This window comes from Kumtagia sp. (assembly GCF_059502445.1).
The window spans coordinates 1-18,169 of sequence record NZ_JCACER010000065.1 but is presented as its reverse complement, the minus strand read 5'-3'; the positions used below and the strand labels follow the sequence as shown (position 1 = coordinate 18,169).

Below are 18,169 nucleotides of genomic sequence, written 5' to 3'. Positions count from 1 at the left end.
CCGAAGCCGGCGGCTGTTGTTCTTGGGGGGACTTGCCATGCCGGATACACCGACGCTTTGGAGCGGCGCTACTCAGGCGAATACCACCGACACGATCGACGATCCATTCGCGGGCTTGCTGTCGGGCCAGGGCAATGCGCAGGTCGCAGCCATCGGGGGCGGACGCTTCGTCGTCGTCTGGGAGGACGACACCAACACCTTCGGCGTCGGTCTCGGCCCCAAGGATATCGTCGGCCAGGTCTTCGACGCGACCGGCGCGAAGGTCGGCAGCGAGTTCGTCGTCAACCAGGTCTATTTCGACTACGACCAGAGCCAGCCGGACATCGTCGCGTTGCCGGGAGGCGGTTTCGCGGTGGCCATGAAGAGCTTCGGCGATCCACTTTTCGAGGATGGAGAAAACATCATCGTCGAGATCTTCGATGCCGACGGCGTCAAGGTGTCGGATGACGATTTCCGCCAGTCTCCCGGCGGCCCGAAGTTCGTCGACGACACGAAGCCCTCGATCACCGCCGTCTCCGGCGGCTATGCCGTCGTTTACCAGCAGTCGGACGGCGTCGACGAGCACATCGTCGGCCACATCGTCTCGGCCGGCGTCATCGGACCTGCCTTCACCATCGAGGGCACGGCCGGCGTCGGCCGCGATCCGGAGACGACCACGCTGGAGAACGGCAATTTCGTGGTGGTCTACGAGGTCGAGGCCGCCGGCGGGGCGACCCAGGTCCGCGCGCAGATACGCACGGCCGCGGGAGCCCTCGTCACCGACGTCCTGATCGATTCCGACAACGCGGACGAATTCGGCCCGGCGAAGGTGGCGGCGCTGGCCGGCGGCGGCTTCGCCGTCGCCTTCCAGAGGGAGAACGTGGAGGAGGGCGGGCCTGGAATCCTGATCAAGGTCTACGATGCCGGTGGGAGCCCGGTCGCAGAGACGGACAGTCCGGCCTTCGCCACCACGGCCGGGGGCGTGACGGAGCCTGCCATCGTCGCAATGCCGGACGGCGGCTTCGTGGTCGTCTGGCACGAGACCGAAACCGGGGCGATCCGCGGGCAGCGGTTCGACGACGACGCCTCTGCCAAAGGCAGCGAATTCATCGTGGCAAACGTGGCCGGCACCTTGTTGTCGCCGCAGATCACGGTGCTCGGCGACGGCCGCCTGCTCATCTCCTTCGTCAGGGACGAGGGCGGCGGGGATACCGACGTCTTCACCACCATCTGGGATGCGCGCGACAGCCCGATCGCCGGAACCGCCGGCGACGACGTGCTCACGGCGCGTGTCGAGGGGGCGACGGTAAGCGGGCTCGGCGGCAACGACACGCTGCATGGCGGAGCCGGAAACGACGTGCTGCATGGCGGCCGAGGCGTCGATCGGATGGAAGGCGGCGCCGGCAACGATCTTTATTACGTCTACGAGGCGTCGGACGTGGTCGTCGAAGGGCCGGGAAACGGATCCAACGACTGGGTCGCGACGGGAACACATTACCGTCTCTCGGCCGGCGCCCAGATCGAGAAGCTCACCACCACCAATGTCGGTGGACTGACAGCCATCGACCTGACGGGCAACGCCGTCTCCCAGGTCATCCACGGCAATGCCGGCAGGAACTGGATCGACGGCAGTGGCGGCGGCGACCGCATGGTCGGGCACGAAGGCAACGACGTCTACATCGTCAATTCCGCCGCCGACGTCATCGTCGAGGCGGTCAACGAGGGCGTGCTCGATATCGTCGCCGTCCGGACGAGCTACGTCCTGACCGCGGGCGCCGAGATCGAGAGCCTGCGCACCACGAATTTTGCTGGGCTTTCGCCGATCAACCTGACGGGCAACGCGTTCGGGCAGAGCGTCTACGGCAATGCCGGCGCCAACGTCATCAACGGCGGCGGCGGCAACGACACGCTGTTCGGGCTCGGCGGCGCCGACGTCTTCGTCTTCGACACGCCGCTCGGGTCGGGTAATGTCGACGTGCTTGCCGATTTCGTCAGCGGAGAGGACCTCGTCCATCTCGACAACGGGGTGTTCACGGGCCTGGCGCTCGGCGCGCTTTCGGCGGCCGCCTTTTTCGAGGGCACGGCCGCGACGACGGCGGACCACCGCATCATCCATGATTCGGTCAACGGCCGATTGCTGTTCGATGCGGACGGCAACGGCCTTGGGCTTGCGGTCGAGTTCGCCGGGGTGTCGCCGGGCCTCCCCATCACCGTCGGCGATTTCCTCGTCGTCTGACGGGGACCCCGCTCAGATCGCCTCGCCCTTGAGCAGCCGCGGCGTGTCGCCGGTCAGGCCGGAGGCCTGGCGGATGAAATAGTCCTTCAGCCGCGGCATGCGGTCGACCATGCCAAGCCCGACGTCGCGCAGCGCCCTGAGCGGCGCGAAGTCGTTGGAGAACAGGCGGTTGAGCACGTCGGTGGTGACGCCCATCTGCACCGTGTCGAAGCGCCGCCAGCGCTCGTAGCGCTGCAGCACGTCGAGGCCGCCGATGTCCTGGCCGAGGCGGTCGGCCTCGACCACGGTCTCGGCCAGCGCGGCGGCGTCCTTGAAGCCGAGGTTGAGGCCCTGGCCGGCGATCGGGTGGATGCCGTGGGCGGCGTCGCCGGCGAGCGCGAAACGCGGTTTGACGAAGTCGCGCGCCAGGGTGAGGCCGAGCGGCCAGGCGCGCGGCTTGTCCTCCACCTTGATCTCACCGAGCTTCAGGCCGAAACGCTGCTCCAGCTCGATCTCGAAGACCAACTCGTCGGAAGCCACCAGCCGCTCGGCGTCGGCGGTGCGTTCGGTCCAGACGATGGATGAGCGGTTGCCCATCAGCGGCAGGATGGCGAAGGGACCGGCCGGCAGAAAATGCTCCTCGGCGCGGCCGCCATGCGGGCGCTCATGCGCGACGGTGCAGACGATGCCGGACTGGCCGTAGTCCCAGTGCACGGTCTTGATGCCGGCCATGTCGCGCAGGCGCGAGCGTACGCCGTCGGCGGCGACCAGCAGGGCCGTGCGCAGGGTGACGCCGTCGGCGAGATGCACCAGCGTCCGGCCGATGCCGGTCTCGAACGCCTGTACGGCGACGCCTTCGATCAGGTCTATGCCGAGTTCGGCGGCGCGGCGGCGCAGGCTGCCGTTCAGTACCTTGTTGGCGACCATGTGGGCAAAAGGCTCGCCGGGGCCGACTTCGCCGCCGAAGGTGAGGAACACCGGCCGCACCGGATCGCTGCTGCGCGAATCGGTGACGATCATGTCGGTGATCGGCTGGGCATGCGGCGCGATCTCGCCCCAGCAGCCGAGATGGCCCAGCATGCGGCAGGCCGCGGCCGCGACGGCGGAGGCCCGGCCGTCGCGCTGCCATGCGCCTTCGGGGGCGGCGTCGACCACCGCCACCTTGAGATTGGGCCGCGCCTGCCGGATGGAGACGGCGGCTGCCAGCCCGACATAACCCGCGCCCGCCACCAGCACGTCCAGTGCCGGGCCTTCGTCCGCCTTGTCCTTGCGCATAGCCGTGGTCCTTTCCCGATCGCCGCCCTGCTTGACTTGCCCGCCGTTTGTTGTTGCAACCCGACTGTCATCATTCCGTTCCGGAGACCGTCCGATGTCGGCCGCCATGCAGGAGCTCCTCTCCATTCTCGACCTGGAGGAGATCGAACACAATCTCTATCGTGGTCGCAGCCCCAAGGAGAGCTGGCAGCGCGTGTTCGGCGGCCAGACCATCGCCCAGGCCCTGGTGGCGGCGCAGCGCACCGTCACGCCGGAACGGCATGTTCACTCGCTGCACGGCTATTTCATGCGGCCGGGCGATACGTCCGCGCCGGTGGTCTACGAGGTCGACCGCATCCGCGACGGCGGCTCCTTCACCACGCGGCGCGTCGTGGCAATCCAGCACGGCCATGCCATCTTCTCGCTCGAAGCCTCGTTCCAGCTTGCCGAAGAGGGCCTCGACCACCAGATCGCCATGCCCGCCGACGTGCCGGCGCCCGAGACGCTGATGACGCCGGCCGAGATCCTGCGCGACTTCGGCGAGGCGGTACCCGAGGGCATCCGCCGCTACTGGTCGCGCGAGCGGCCGCTCGACATCCGCCCGGTCATCCTCGAGCACTACACCAGCCGCGAGAAGCTGGCCCCGGTGCAGCATGTGTGGATCCGCACCACCGGTCCGGTGCCGGACAACCGGGCGCTGCGGGCGGTGGTGCTCGCCTATCTCTCCGACATGACGCTGCTCGACACCTCGACATTCGCGCATGGCCGCGCCGTGTTCGACCGCGACATCCAGGCGGCCAGCTTGGACCATGCCATGTGGTTCCACCGCGACGTGCGGCTGGACGGCTGGCTGCTCTATACGCAGGACAGCCCGTCGGCGGGCGGATCGCGCGGCTTCACGCGCGGCGCGCTCTACTCTCCGGACGGCACGCTGATCGCTTCGGTGGCACAGGAAGGCCTCATCCGCCTGCGATTGCCGTCTAAAATCTAGGCAAAATTCAAAATTTGAATAGTTTTTAGGCAGACACAATGCTGCCGCAATCCCGTTCCCGCCCCGGCCCGGGTGGTGTTTTCCAGTATTTCCAATGTGTTAACCCTGTGCTCGCGCAATTGGCACGGAGCTTGAATTGCCCTTTGCACTCAACGGCTGTCCGCGGGGCAACCGGCCGAGGCACGCAACGCGGGGGTCCCGCAAGCAGAGGGTGAAACCTTATGAAAATCGTGATGGCAATCATCAAGCCATTCAAGCTCGACGAGGTGCGCGAGGCGCTCACCGCCGTCGGGATCCAGGGCCTGACCGTCACCGAAGTCAAAGGCTACGGGCGTCAAAAGGGACATACGGAAATCTATCGCGGCGCCGAATACGCGGTGAGCTTCCTGCCGAAGATCAAGATCGAGGTCGCGGTCGGCTCCGACATGGTCGACAAGGCCGTCGAAGCCATCACCTCGGCCGCCAAGACCGGCCAGATCGGCGACGGCAAGGTCTTCGTCTACTCGATCGACCAGGCCGTGCGTATCCGCACCGGCGAGACCGACACCGACGCACTGTGAAGCACGCCACCAGTTTTATGGAGACATCAATGGACCTCTTGAAAAGAATCGCGCCGGTGGCGCGCACGGCCCTGGCGAGCGCGGTCGCGCTCGGGGCTCTCGGCACGCTTGCCGCCTTCGCCCAGGAGGCGGCGCCCGCGGCCGCCGATGCAGCCGCGGCCGCGCCGGCCGCCGTCACCGACAAGGGCGACGTGGCGTGGATGCTGGTATCGAGCCTGCTCGTGCTGTTCATGCTGCTGCCCGGCCTCGGCCTGTTCTACGGCGGCCTGGTGCGCGCCAAGAACATGCTGTCGGTGCTGATGCAGTGCACCACCATCTGCGCAGTGGTGATCATCGTGTGGGTGGTGTGGGGCTATTCGTTCGCCTTCGGTGGCGGCACCAGCCCGTACTGGGGCGGACTCGGCAAGCTGTTCCTGTCCGGCGTCAACCTGGAAACGACCGCCGCCACCTTCACCGACGGCGTCGTCTTGCCTGAATACGTCTTCATCGTCTTCCAGATGACCTTCGCCTGCATCACGCCGGCGCTGATCATCGGCGCCTTCGCCGAGCGCATCAAGTTCTCGGCGGTCGTGCTGTTCACCATCCTGTGGGTGTCGTTCGTCTATTTCCCGATCGCCCACATGGTGTGGGACGCCAGCGGCCTGATCTTCAACTGGGGCGCGCTCGACTTCGCCGGCGGCACGGTCGTCCACATCAATGCCGGCATCGCCGCGCTGGTCGGCTCGCTGATCATCGGCAAGCGCGCCGGCTACGGCAAGGACAACATGGCGCCGCATTCGATGACGCTGACCATGGTCGGCGCCTCCATGCTGTGGGTCGGCTGGTTCGGCTTCAACGCCGGCTCCAACCTCGAGGCCAATGCCGGCGCCGCTCTGGCGATGATCAACACGTTCACCGCGACCGCCGGCGCGATCCTGGCGTGGGTGGTGATCGAAAGCCTCGCCCGCGGCAAGGCCTCGATGCTCGGCGCCGTGTCGGGCATGATCGCCGGCCTGGTGGCGGTCACCCCGGCCGCCGGCATTGTCGGCCCGGTCGGCGCCATCGTGCTCGGCGCCATCGCCAGCGCCATCTGCTACTATTTCGTGGCGGTGGTGAAGATCAAGCTCGGCTACGACGACTCGCTCGACGTGTTCGGCATCCACGGCATCGGCGGTATCGTCGGCGCCATCGGCACGGGCATCTTCGCCTCCTCCTCGCTGGGCGGCATCGGCTATGCCGAGGGCGTCAGCATGGGCGGCCAGGTGTGGACGCAGATCCTGGCGGTGGTGGTCACCATCGTCTGGTGCGGCGTCATCTCGGCGATCCTCTACAAGGTCGTCGACGCCATCGTCGGCCTGCGCCCGGCCGAAGAAGCCGAGCGCCAAGGCCTCGACCTCACCTCGCATGGCGAGGTCGCCTACCACTCGTAAGCCAATCAGGCGCGGCTCCGGCCGCGCCGCATCCTCCCGTCGGGCGGCATGTCGCCGCCTGCCTTTGACCCGGCTCCGGCCGGGTCTTTTTTTGCGGTACCCTTGTGTTCGCACCACGGTTTTCCATCGGTAGTAATCATAGTATTGTTCCGACTCCGAAGCGGTATTGCTGGCCGCTTCAGGATTTCGGCAAGCAGGAAAATCGACGTTCTTCTTCTACTCGGATCAGGCGGGAGAGACTGCGATGACAACCTACTATGTGACAGAAGATATCGTGACCGCTGGCGCCGCCTACAACTTCGGCATTCTGGGCGACGGTCTGTTCGTCACGTCGATCGGCAGCGTCATAAACACCGGTGCCGGATATGCGGTAAGCGCCAATGCCGGAAGCCATCGCGTGACGGTCGCCGGATGGGTGCAAGGTGAACGCGGGGTGAGGCTCGGAGATCCCGATGCCGCATCGGAGACAACCGGAGCCAACCGGCTCGTCATTGCCGCCGGCGGCTCCATCGCCGCCGAGACAACCGCGGTAGGCCTGTCGGGCTTCGGCAACATCCTCACAAATGCGGGTTCGATCAGCGGCCGGTATGGTGTCCTCGGCGGATGGGACGGTATGAACCCATCCAGCAACAGCACTATCACCAACAGCGGACGCATCGACGCCACCGCCGCCGGGATCGTTGTGCTGGCAGATCAAGATCGATCAGGAGGATCGATCAGCAATTCCGGCGTGATCGCGACTGCCAGTACCGGCATAAGTGCAATCGCGTATGGTGCGCTGGAGCTTACCGGTGGCATCGTTGCCGCGATCGGGGCCGGCATGCTGGTCAGCAATTCCGGCACAATCTCGGTCGCCGACTTGGCGGGCTATGGCATCGCTCTGATGGGGACGGGCGGGGAGGTGCGGAACTCAGGCCTGATCGAGACGAATTCAACGGCAGTATCGCGGGCAGCGGTCGATTTCCTCACTTTGGCCGCGACAGATACGGCGCTGCTCACCAACACCTCGACCGGCCGCATTCATTCCGCCCGGACGGCAGTGGACGGCGGCGCCGGCAGGGAGACGGTCGTCAATGACGGCGAGATCGTCGGCAACGTCAATCTCGGCGCCGGCGACGACAGCTATGACGGCCGACTGGGGACTTTGCGCGGAGTCGTCCATGGCGGCGCCGGCGTCGACACGATTTTCACCGGAGCCGGAGACAACACGATCCATGGTGACGACGGCAACGATGTCCTCGGCGGTGGCGCGGGTGCCGACTCGCTGTTTGGCGGAGCGGGCCGGGACACGTTACGGGGTGGAGCCGGGGCCGATCTGCTGAACGGCGGCGACGATATCGATATCGCCTCCTATCTCGAGGCATCGGCGGCGGTGGTCGCCAGCCTCACCAATCCATCGATCAACACGGGCGACGCGACCGGCGACAGCTATTCGTCCATCGAGAATCTCTACGGCTCCGTGTTTAACGACCGGCTGTACGGGTCGAGCGTTGCCAACACGATCTCCGGCGGTTCGGGCCGCGACGTCATCAACGGCTACGCCGGAAACGACACGCTGACCGGCGGAAATGGTGCCGACACCTACGTCTTCGCCACCGCCCTCAACGCATCTACCAATGTCGACCGCATCACCGATTTCAAGCCGGTCGACGACACGATGCAGTTGGAGAACGCCATCTTCGCGGCCCTGACCGCGACCGGCACGCTGGCCGCATCCGCGTTCCGGGCGAACGCCACGGGGCTTGCCGGCGATGCCACCGACCGCATCATCTACGAGACCGACACCGGCAATGTCTTCTACGACGTCGACGGCACCGGTGCCGGCGCGGCGGTGCTATTCGCGAAGCTGACCACGGGACTGGCGCTCACCAGCCAGGATTTCGTGGTAATCTGACGGCAGGCTTGATACGCCGGGATAGCGGCCGCCGGCGGCACTCCTTTTCGCTGCCCCATGCGTGGCCCAACGCTTTCTTCCGCGCAGTCCGGAGCCGGCTGCTTGACTTGATCTTGAATCGATTTAATTTCCGGCAACTTTCAATTGGCGGAAAGGCGTGGCATGGACGCTTCCAACACCATCCGGACCGGCCGGCGCGCCCGCTGGGCGGTGGCGGGCATGTTCCTGATGAACGGGTTCCTGACCGGAAGCTGGGCGCCGCAGATACCGGTGTTCCTGGAACGCCTCGGCATCAGCGAGTTCACGCTCGGCCTGCTCATCCTGCTGTTCGGTCTCGGCGCGGTGACCGCCATGCCGTGGTCGGGCTACCTGATGGCGCGCCACGGCTCGCGCAAGGTGCTGCTTGGCTTCGCCATCGTGGCGGCGTTCAGCCTGCTCGCCGTGGCGCTAGCGCCCAACGTGGCGCTGGCGGCGGTGGCGCTGTTCCTGTTCGGCGGGCTGATCGGCGGCATGGACGTCGCCATGAACGCCAATGCGGTGGTGGTCGAGCGCCACATGTCGCGCGCCATCATGTCGTCCTCGCATGCGTTCTGGAGCCTCGGTGGCTTCTTCGGCGGAACCACCGGCGGGCTGATCATCAAGACCTGGGGGCATGTGCCGCATGCGGTCGGCGTGACGGTCGTGGCCTGCGTCATCCTCGCGCTCGCCGCCGGCAGCGTGATCGCCGACAAGCCGCATGCCGCGCATGAGCACCGAAAATTCGTTCTGCCCAAATCGGCGACCGTCTATCTGGTCGGGCTGATGGCGCTGTTCTCCATGGTTCCGGAGGGCGCGGTGCTCGACTGGGCGGCGCTCTATCTGCTGCAGGAACGCGGCACAGACCTCGACACCGCCGGCTTCGCCTTCGGCCTGTTCGCCGGCGCCATGGCGCTGATGCGCTTCCTCGGCGACGGCGTGCGCAACCGCTTCGGCGCGGTCGTCACGCTGCGCGTTTCCAGCCTGATCGCCGCCGCCGGCATGCTGGTCGCCGGTCTCGCCACGCCGCCCTGGCTGGTCATCGCCGCCTTTGCGGTCGCCGGCATCGGCATCGCCAACGTCGTGCCGATCATCTTCTCGGCCGGCGGCAACCAGCCGGGCATGGCGTCGTCGACCGGCATGAGCATCGTCACTACGATGGGCTATTCCGGCATCCTGCTGGCGCCGTCGGCGATCGGCTTCGTGGCCGAGCGCACCGGCTTCTCCATCGTCTTCGTGGTGCTGTCGGGCCTGCTGGTGGTGGTGTGCCTGATGGGCAATCTCGTCCGCACGGCGGATTTCGATCATGGAAAGAGCGAATAGCGAATAGTGCAGGGATTTTTTGCTATTCGCTATTCCCTATTCGCTCTTTCCTCATACTCGTCCCATCAGAACCAGGATCAGCAGGATCACCAGGATGACGCCGACGATTCCCGAGGGCCCGTAGCCCCAGGAACGGGAATACGGCCATGTCGGGATGGCACCCAGCAGGATCAGGATGAGGATGATGATCAGGATGGTCGTCAGGGTCATTGCTGCCCTCCGCTAAACGGCTGAATGCTATGACAATGCTTTGCCGACCCGCGGGTTCCACCGCAGGTCGGCGCAAGAAACATCGACAACCAGGAATTCGACGAGCCGGCACGCGGCCGGCCCGCTCGGGCTTGCTCGCCGCGGCCGCTATTCGGCCGCCTTCGGGAAGGCGGTGGCGGCCGGCACGGGTGTCTGCTCCGCGGCCTTCGCGGCTTTACGGTCACGGCCGAACAGCCGCCGGAAGAACGCGTAGACCTTGCTGTCCTTGCTGCGCGTGAACACCATCAGCATCGACGGGGTCACGATCAGCGTCAGCACCGTGGCGAAGGACAGGCCGAAGACGATCGCCGACGACAGCGCGATCCACCACTGCGTCGACGGCGCGTTGATCGTCGTCTCCTGGTGGAAGATCTCGAGGCCGAGGCCGAAGGCGATCGGCAGCACGCCGAGGATGGCCGAGGCCGCCGTCAGCACGACGGGGCGGGCACGTTCGCGGCAGGTCTGCAGCACCGCCTCCTCCTTCTCCCAGCCTTCCTCGCGCAGCCGGTCATAGGTGTCGATCAGCACGATGTTGTTGTTCACCACGACGCCGGCAAGCGCGATGAAGCCGATGCCGGACATGACGATGACGAAGGTCTGGCCGGTGAGCAGCATGCCGAGCAGCGCGCCGACGATCGCCATCACCACGCAGGTCAGCACCAGCACGACGCTGGTGAACTTGTTGAACTGCGCCAGGAGCACGATGAAGATCAGGAACATCGCCGCGCCGAAGGCATTGATGAGGAAGGCGCCGGCCTCGGCGCTGTCCTCGTTGGAGCCGGCCAGCTTCCAGTCGACGCCGGGCTTGGCCATGTCGCCGACCACCTTGCTCACCGCCGCCTGCACCTCCGCCACCTGGAAACCGCTGGCGACATTGGCCTGTATGGTGATGGTGCGCTTGCCGTCGATGCGGTTGAGGATGCCGACGGTGAGCTCCGGCTTGCGGGTGACGAAGTTGGAGATCGGCACCGAGCCCTGCGCGGTCTCGATGCGCAAATCGTCCAGCGCCGACAGGGTGCGGCGATCCTCGGGCAGGCGCAGGCGGATGTCGACGGCGTCGTCCGCCCCCGGCGGCCGGTAGTCGGTCAGCTTCAGGCCGGTGGTGACGAGCTGCACCACCGTGCCGACCGCCACCGGCGACACGCCGTACTGCGCCGCCTTGGAGCGGTCGATCTGCAGCGCCCAGTCGACGCCGGGCGGCGGCAGGCCGTCGGACAGGTCGATGACGCCGGGCACGTTCCTGACCGCGGCGGCCACCTGCCTTGCATAGTCGTTCAAGCCCGTCGGGTCGGTCGCCGAGAGCTGCACCTGGATCGCCTTGCCGGTCGGCGGGCCCGCATCCGGCACGCGCACCTCGACGTCGACGCCTGGGATGCCGGCCATGGCAACGCGCAGGTCGTCCAGAATCTGGTGCGCCGACTTGCGCTCGCGCCAGTCGATGAACTCGTAGTTGATGACGCCGACCACGTCCTCCGGGATGTCCTCGCCGCCGCGCGTCTTGCCGACCTTGGTCAGAACCGACTTGATGCCCGGCCAGCCCAGCATGCGCTGCTCGGCGACGCGGGTCGCCGCGTCCATCTCCTCGAGCGAGAGGTTGCCGCGCGCATGCACGTAGAGCAGGCCGTAGTCGGGCTCCACCTGCGGGAAGAACTCGACGCCCTTGCCGTATAGCCCATACGCGTACATGCCGCCGCCGAGCAGAATGACGGTCAGCACGAGCGCCGTGATCGGCCAGTGCACGGCGGTCTTGACCACCGCCATGTAGACGCCGTCGCGGCGTTCGTGCTCCTCGTGCAGCGGCGCCTTGCCGATCATGGCGCCGATCGCCGGCGCGAAGATCAGCGCATACGCCATCGACGCGGCCAGCGTGACGATCAGCGTGATCGGCAGGTATTTCATGAAGTCGCCGACGACGCCGGGCCAGAACAGCAGCGGCGAGAAGGCGGCGATGCGCGTCAGCGTCGCGGCGATCACCGGGCCCGCCATGCGCTTGGCCGCCTCCTCGAAGGCCTGCGCCCTGTGCATGCCTTCCGACATGCGCCGCTCGGCATATTCGGTGACGATGATGGCGTCGTCGACCAGCATGCCGACCGCCAGGATCAGGCTGAACAGCACGATCATGTTGATCGTGTAGCCCATCAGCGCGAGCAGCAGGATGCCCATCAGGAAGGACGACGGGATGGCCAGCCCGATCAGCATCGAGGCGCGTCCGGACAGCGCGTAGAGGATGACGACGAAGACCAGGATGACCGCGATGAGGACGTGGTTCTGCAGGTCGTTGAGCAACTGGTTGACGAAGACCGACTTGTCCTGTGTGTAGGACACCTTGAGGTCGGGTAAGGTCTTCTGGCTCTGGGCGACGAACTCCTCGGCGACCTTCTTCGACCCCTCGATGGTCTCGACCACATTGGCGCCGATGCGCTTCTTCACGGCGATGGTGATGGCGCTCTTGCCGTCGATGCGGGCGATGGTCTCGGCGTCCTCGAAGGTCGAGCGCACGGTGGCGACGTCGCGCACGCGCACCACCGCGTCCTGTCCGGCGACGACCGGAAGGTTGGCGACGTCCTGCGGGGTCTCGATCAGCGCCGGCACCTTGACGGCATATTTGCCTTCCGAACCCTCGATCGCGCCGGCTGCGACCAGGCTGTTGGACTGTCCGATACCCTGGATGAGCTGGTCGAGCTGGAGCCCGTAGGAGGACAGCCGCATCGGATCGATGATGGCTTCGACCAGCTCGTCGCGCGAGCCCTGGATCTCGCCCTCCAGCACGCCCGGCACCTCCTCGATGCGGTCGCGCAGGGTCTTTGCGGCCGCGGTCAGCAGGCGTTCGGGGATGTCGCCGGACAGCGTGACGAACACCACCGGGAATTCGGAGAGGTTGACCTCGTTGACGGTCGGCTCCTCGACGCCGGTCGGCAAATCGCGCTTGGCGTCCTGCACCTTGTTGCGGGTGTCGATCAGCGCATCCCCCAGGTCGACCGACGGATCGAACTCGACGATGACGTTGGCGCCGCCCTGGTAGGCGTTGGACTTCATCTCCTTGAGCCCCTTGAGGCTCTTCAGCTGCGATTCGACCGGCCGCAGCAGCAGGCGCTCGGCGTCCTCCGGCGAGATGCCCTGGTAGACCAGGCTGACATACATGATGGGTATGGCGACGTCCGGCTCGGCCTCCTTCGGCACCGACTGGTAGGCCAGCGCCCCGGCGATCACCAGGAACAGCAGCACCGAAAGGGTCAGCCGCGCATTGCGTATGGCAAGCTTGACGATGTCCATGACGTTCTCGTCCCTGCCGTCCCGGCGCTAGTTGATGTCGGCGTCGGCGCCGGCCAGTCTCTTGATGGTCGCCTCGTCGGCCTGCACCGCCTTGACCTGCACGCCTTCGGCGACGAGGTCCTGGCCTGCGACGATGACGCGGGCGTCGGCCGGGATGCCCGCGAGAATGAGGCCGTTCGGCGTGTCGTCGACGATGTCGATCGGGAAGAACACGACCTTGTCCAGCCCATCGACGGCGCGGATGCCGATGTCGCCGGCATCGGAGAGCGTCACCACCGAGCGGGGCAATACCACCGCGTCCGTCGGCTCCCCGCGCAATACGATCTCGGCGGTCATGCCGGCCGGCAGTGTCTTGTCCTCGTTGGGGATCGCCACCTCGATGCGGAAAGTGCGCGTGGCCGAGGTCGCGTCGCGGCTGATGTAGCGCAGCGTGCCGTCGACGGTGGTCCCGTCGACCAGCCGGATATCCGCCGTGCTGCCGACGCGGATGTATTTCAGGTCGCGCTCGCTGACCTCGCCGATGGCGAGCAGCGGGTCGAGGTTGATCAGCGTCGCCACTTCCGCTCCGGCGAGGATGGCGCTGCCACGTTGCACGGGCACGCGGTCGATGAGGCCGTTGAAGGGTGCGTAGATCTCGTAATTGGCGAGCTCGGCCTTGGCGTTTTCGAGCTGCGACTTGGCTGTGGCAAGTGCCGCGCGCGCCTGGTCGGCCTGCAGCTTGGGCGCGTTGCCGCCCTTGACCAGCCGCTCGGCGGCGTCGGCCTCGGCCTGGCGCTGCGTCACCACGCTCTCGGCCATGCGGATCTGCGCCTCCTTGTCCGCGGCTCCGAGCCGCATCACCAGCTCGCCGCGCTCGACGCGCTCGCCCTGCTTCACCGGCAGCTGCTCGATGACGCCCATGACGCGGGTGGCGAGGATGACGCGCTTCTCGGCGTCCGTGCGCCCCGAGACGCGGATGGCGCGGGCATGCTGGACGCGCGGCGGCGTGAGCACGGCGACCGTGCGCAGCGGCGCTGCGGGCTCTTCGGCCGCGGCCTGCTTCGCTTCGGCTTCCTCGGCGGCGCTGCCGACCGACGAGAACTTGCCGGTTCCCATCCATGCGGCGAAGGCGATCAGCACGACGACCGCCGCCAGCTTGTGGAATCTAAACTTCGACATCATCGCTTCCGTTTGCCGATCCAGCCCCGCAGTCGCAGCACCGCATATGGGTACGCATGGCCGCACTTACACGCCCGGTCGGAGGCCACCGGGAAAGCGCCGGACACGTACAACATCTAGCTCTCACCCAAAAGTGAGAATTTTTTATCAACCGATCAAGACGAGCCTGCAGAATTCAACCTTGCGCCCATGAGCACCCTCTGCGCAGCGCATTGCCGCAAGGTTGCATCATGGCAGCAGCCGTCAGCAATATTATTGCATGGCTCACGCAAAGGTCACTTCCCTGGCCAGCGGCAAGGCCCGGATGCGCTTTCCCGTCAGCGCGAACACGGCATTGGCGAGCGCCGGCGCGGCCGGCGGCGTGCCGATCTCGCCGACGCCGCCCATCCTGTGAAAGTTCTCCAGGATGGCGACCTCGAAGCGCGGGCACTGCGGCATGCGCATGGCGTCGAAGTCATGGAAGTTCGACTGTTCGACCATGCCGTCGGCAAAGGTGATCTCCTGGCCCATCGCCGCGGACAGGCCGTAGATGGCGCCGGACACTAGCTGGGCCTCGATGATGCCGGGATCGAGCGCGGTGCCGACATCGGCGGCGATCCAGACGTTTTCGATGCGGATGCCGTCCGGCGTGTCGGCGACCTGCACGACCTCGGCGACCCAGCTGCCGAAGGACAGCGTGAAAGCGAAGCCTTTCGCCTTGCCGACGGGCGGTGGCGTGCCCCAGCCGGACATCTCGGCGGCCTTCTCCACCACCTTCACGGCGGCGGGGAAGTCGGCCATCAGCCGCCTGCGCAGCTCGACCGGGTCGGTCTTGCCGGCGACCGCTATCTCGTCGAGAAAACCCTCGTGGAAGAAGCCGTTGAACGAGCAGCCGACAGAGCGCCATGAGCCGACCGGCACCGTGACCGGTGCCGCGATGCCGGTCACCCGGTAGCTCGGGATCGTGTAGGGCTGGTTGCAGGCGCCGTCGACGATGGTCCTGTCGGACCCGGGCGCCGACATGGAGGGGAACAGCCGCCGCACGGTGCTGGCCATGATCGAGGGCGCGGAAATCTTCATGTCGAGCGCGACCGGCAGTCCGTCGTCGCCCAGCCGCGCCTGGAGCCGTCCCGCCGCGGCCGGCCGGTAGGCGTCGTGGCGCATGTCCTGCTCGCGCGTCCACACGACCTTGACCGGGCGGCCGCCTACCTCCCTGGCCATCAGCGCCGCGCAGAGCGAAAAGTCGACCTCGATGCGCCGGCCGAAACCGCCGCCGAGCGACGGCGTGTGCACGGTGACCTTGTCCGGCTCGATGCCAAGCGCATCGGCGCACAGCCGGCGGGTGATGGTCGGCCCCTGGTTGCCGGCCCACAGGTCCAGCACGCCGTCCTTGAAGCGCGCCGTGGCGTTCATCGGCTCCATGGCGGCATGGGCGAGATAGGGCACGGAATAGTCGGCCTCGACGACTTTCTCGCGCGGCGCGTCGGCGAAGGCGGTGTCGACATTGCCGTCGTCGCGCATGACGAAACCGTCGGGCGAGGCGAGGCCGTCGCTCAGCACCTTGGCGATCGCTGCGCTGTCCGGCGGATATTCGGGCGCGTCCCACTCGGCCTCGATGGCCTCGGCCGCCTTGAACGCCGCCCAGGTGTTTTGGGCGATGATGCCGAAGCCGTGGCCGTAGTTCGTCGCCAGCGGCACGATCTTGACGACGCCCGGCATTTTCCCGGCCGCCGCGAGATCCACCTTGGTCGGAGCCGCCCAGAAACGCGGGCTGAGCTTGACCGTGCCGAACAGCATGTCCGGCAGCGTCACGTCGATGCCGAAGATCGGGGCGCCGGTGACCTTCGCCAGCATGTCGACGCGCTGCTGCGGCTTGCCGAGCAGCGTCCAGGCCGACCTGTCCTTGAGCGGCGGATCGGCCGGCGGCGACAGTTTCGCCGCGTCGAGCGCCACTTCGCCATAGGTCAGCGACCGGCCCGACGCCTCGTGCACGATGCTGCCGGCGGACGTCTTCAGGTCGCCGGCCGGCACCTTCAGCCGCGCCGCGGCGGCCGCGACCAGCATCGACCGGGCGGCGGCGCCGGCCTGCCGCATCTTGACGAAGCCGTCGCGGGTGGAGGACGACCCGCCCGTGCCCTGCAGGCCGAAGACCTTGCTGACGCGGCCCATGACGGAGCGCATGATCTCGGCGGTCGTGCTCTCGTCGTAGAAGGCGGACGCGCCGCCTTCCTCCAGCATGGCGGCATTGTAATAGGCCCAGGAGGCCGGCCCGTGCTCGACCGTCAGCGCCTCCAGCGGCACGTCGAGCTCCTCCGCCACCAGCGCGGCAAGCGTCGTCGAGATGCCCTGGCCCATTTCGGCGCGGGGTGCGATCACGGTGATGGTGTTGTCGGCGGCGATCTTGACGTAGGGATTGAAGGTCGCCTCGCCGTCGGCGAGGTCGCCTTCCAGCGGGTTGGAATAGGGCGTCGCGACGTACCAGTAGCCGAAGGCGGCGCCGCCGGCGACGGCGGCGGCGCCGAACAGGAGGGCGCGGCGGGTGATCTTTCCGAGACGGCTCATCCTCAGATCCCCGCTGTCTTCAGGGCGGCCGCCTTCTTGATGGCGGCGCGGATCCTCGGATAGGTGCCGCAGCGGCACAGATTGCCGGCCATCGCCTCGTCGATGTCGGCATCGCTCGGCTCGGCGACCTGGTCGAGCAGGGCGACCGCGCTCATGATCTGGCCGGCCTGGCAGTAGCCGCACTGCGCCACCTGCTCTTCCAGCCAGGCCTGCTGCACCGGGTGCAGCTTGCCGCCTTGCGCCAGGCCCTCGATGGTCAGCACCTCGCCGTCGACATCGCCGAGCGGCAGCGAGCAGGAGCGCACGGCGACGCCGCCGACATGCACCGTGCAGGCGCCGCACATGGCGATGCCGCAGCCGAATTTCGGCCCGGTCTTGCCAGCGATGTCGCGCAGCGCCCACAAGAGCGGCATGTCGGGATCGGCGTCGATCTCCATCGGTTTTCCATCGACGATCAGGCGCATTGGCAAATCCTCGTGCCGGCCTGTATGACAGGCGGAATTGACTCCTGAGAACAATCTGACAAAATTCGTCCAAATGTCAAGACAGCCTCGCCAAGCCGAGATCGCAACCTCCACCGGCGCTTCCGCCGACGAGGGCAAGCGAACCCGCATCCTCGAAGCGGCGATGAAGGTGTTCCTCGCCTACGGCTTCTCGCGCGCCACCATGGACGACATCGCCCAGGCGGCGGAGATGTCGCGGCCGGCGCTCTATCTCCTCTTCAAGAACAAGGCCGACATCTACCGTGCGCTCGCCGCGAAGCTGGTGCAAGAGTCGTTCGAGAAGGCGCGCCTGGCGCTCGAGGCCGAGGGCAGCCTCGGCGAGCGCATCTTTGCCGCGATCGACGCGTGCATGATCTCGGTGTTCTCCGAGATCGCCGCCTCGCCGCACGGCGCCGACATCCTCGACGCCAAGAGCAACCTGGCCGCCGACCTGCTGCTGTCGTGGAAGCGCGACCTTGCCGGCATCATGCGCGACGCGATCGAACAGGAGGTGCGGCGCAGCGGCGTCGACCTGTCGGCGCGCGACCTGTCCGCCGAGATGCTGGCGCAGTTCCTGCTCGACGGCATCGAGGGCATGAAGTCGCGCCTCACCGCGCCCGAGCAGCAGCGCAAGGCCTTGCGCGGCCTGGTGCGGATCGTCGAGGCGGCGCTTCAGGGGTAAGGCGCATCTTTGCATCGCTTGCGCTGCCCCTCGACGAGGACTTTCGCCGCCTCGTACCCCCACCCCTAACCCCTCCCCACAAAGGCAGGGCTGTCCGGGAAAAGTCATGCATAGTGGAAAGCCATCTGGTTTGGCGAGCATCGG

At 66.9% G+C, this 18,169-nt stretch carries 13 protein-coding genes; 7 read left to right on the top strand and 6 right to left on the bottom strand.

Features of this window, described 5'->3' with window-relative positions:
* Positions 1–37 precede the first annotated feature (37 nt).
* Positions 38–2,215 (top strand): calcium-binding protein, encoded by a 2,178-nt coding sequence (locus AC5JDC_RS18465; RefSeq protein WP_495843427.1) that lies wholly within the window; start codon positions 38–40, stop codon positions 2,213–2,215.
* A gap of 12 nt (positions 2,216–2,227) precedes the next feature.
* On the opposite strand, the gene AC5JDC_RS18460 is transcribed toward AC5JDC_RS18465, so the two are convergent.
* Positions 2,228–3,469, bottom strand: a complete 1,242-nt coding sequence (locus AC5JDC_RS18460; protein WP_495843425.1) for a ubiquinone biosynthesis hydroxylase — start codon at positions 3,467–3,469, stop codon at positions 2,228–2,230.
* Between the two features lie 94 nt (positions 3,470–3,563).
* On the opposite strand from AC5JDC_RS18460, the gene AC5JDC_RS18455 reads away from it, so the two are divergent.
* From AC5JDC_RS18455 to AC5JDC_RS18435, 5 genes are all read left to right on the top strand, one after another.
* Positions 3,564–4,439, top strand: a complete 876-nt coding sequence (locus tag AC5JDC_RS18455) for an acyl-CoA thioesterase (protein ID WP_495843422.1) — start codon at positions 3,564–3,566, stop codon at positions 4,437–4,439.
* A gap of 221 nt (positions 4,440–4,660) precedes the next feature.
* A complete protein-coding gene (locus tag AC5JDC_RS18450) occupies positions 4,661–4,999 on the top strand; it encodes a P-II family nitrogen regulator (protein WP_106775212.1) in 339 nt (112 codons plus the stop codon).
* A 29-nt stretch (positions 5,000–5,028) separates the two neighbouring features.
* Positions 5,029–6,408, top strand: a complete 1,380-nt coding sequence (locus tag AC5JDC_RS18445) for an ammonium transporter (RefSeq protein WP_106775213.1) — start codon at positions 5,029–5,031, stop codon at positions 6,406–6,408.
* A 244-nt stretch (positions 6,409–6,652) separates the two neighbouring features.
* A complete protein-coding gene (locus tag AC5JDC_RS18440) occupies positions 6,653–8,302 on the top strand; it encodes a calcium-binding protein (protein WP_495843420.1) in 1,650 nt (549 codons plus the stop codon).
* 162 nt (positions 8,303–8,464) lie between these two features.
* Entirely contained in the window at positions 8,465–9,640 is a 1,176-nt protein-coding gene (locus AC5JDC_RS18435) for an MFS transporter (RefSeq protein WP_495843419.1), read from the top strand.
* A gap of 51 nt (positions 9,641–9,691) precedes the next feature.
* On the opposite strand, the gene AC5JDC_RS18430 is transcribed toward AC5JDC_RS18435, so the two are convergent.
* From AC5JDC_RS18430 to AC5JDC_RS18410, 5 genes are all read right to left on the bottom strand, one after another.
* Positions 9,692–9,850: a DUF3309 family protein gene (locus tag AC5JDC_RS18430; protein WP_106775215.1), complete on the bottom strand. Its 159-nt coding sequence runs from the start codon at positions 9,848–9,850 to the stop codon at positions 9,692–9,694.
* A 147-nt stretch (positions 9,851–9,997) separates the two neighbouring features.
* Positions 9,998–13,162: an efflux RND transporter permease subunit gene (locus AC5JDC_RS18425; RefSeq protein WP_495843417.1), complete on the bottom strand. Its 3,165-nt coding sequence runs from the start codon at positions 13,160–13,162 to the stop codon at positions 9,998–10,000.
* Between the two features lie 27 nt (positions 13,163–13,189).
* Positions 13,190–14,320 carry an efflux RND transporter periplasmic adaptor subunit gene (locus AC5JDC_RS18420; RefSeq protein ID WP_495843416.1) on the bottom strand — a complete coding sequence of 377 codons (1,131 nt, stop codon included), beginning with the start codon at positions 14,318–14,320 and terminating at the stop codon, positions 13,190–13,192.
* A 264-nt stretch (positions 14,321–14,584) separates the two neighbouring features.
* Complete coding sequence (locus AC5JDC_RS18415; protein WP_495843414.1) at positions 14,585–16,861, bottom strand: xanthine dehydrogenase family protein molybdopterin-binding subunit; 2,277 nt, start codon at positions 16,859–16,861, stop codon at positions 14,585–14,587.
* A gap of 2 nt (positions 16,862–16,863) precedes the next feature.
* The gene (locus AC5JDC_RS18410) at positions 16,864–17,325 is read right to left on the bottom strand and encodes a (2Fe-2S)-binding protein (protein ID WP_106775218.1); all 462 of its coding nucleotides are present in this window, start codon (positions 17,323–17,325) and stop codon (positions 16,864–16,866) included.
* A 73-nt stretch (positions 17,326–17,398) separates the two neighbouring features.
* On the opposite strand from AC5JDC_RS18410, the gene AC5JDC_RS18405 reads away from it, so the two are divergent.
* Positions 17,399–18,025, top strand: a complete 627-nt coding sequence (locus AC5JDC_RS18405; RefSeq protein WP_106775219.1) for a TetR/AcrR family transcriptional regulator — start codon at positions 17,399–17,401, stop codon at positions 18,023–18,025.
* Positions 18,026–18,169: the final 144 nt, after the last annotated feature.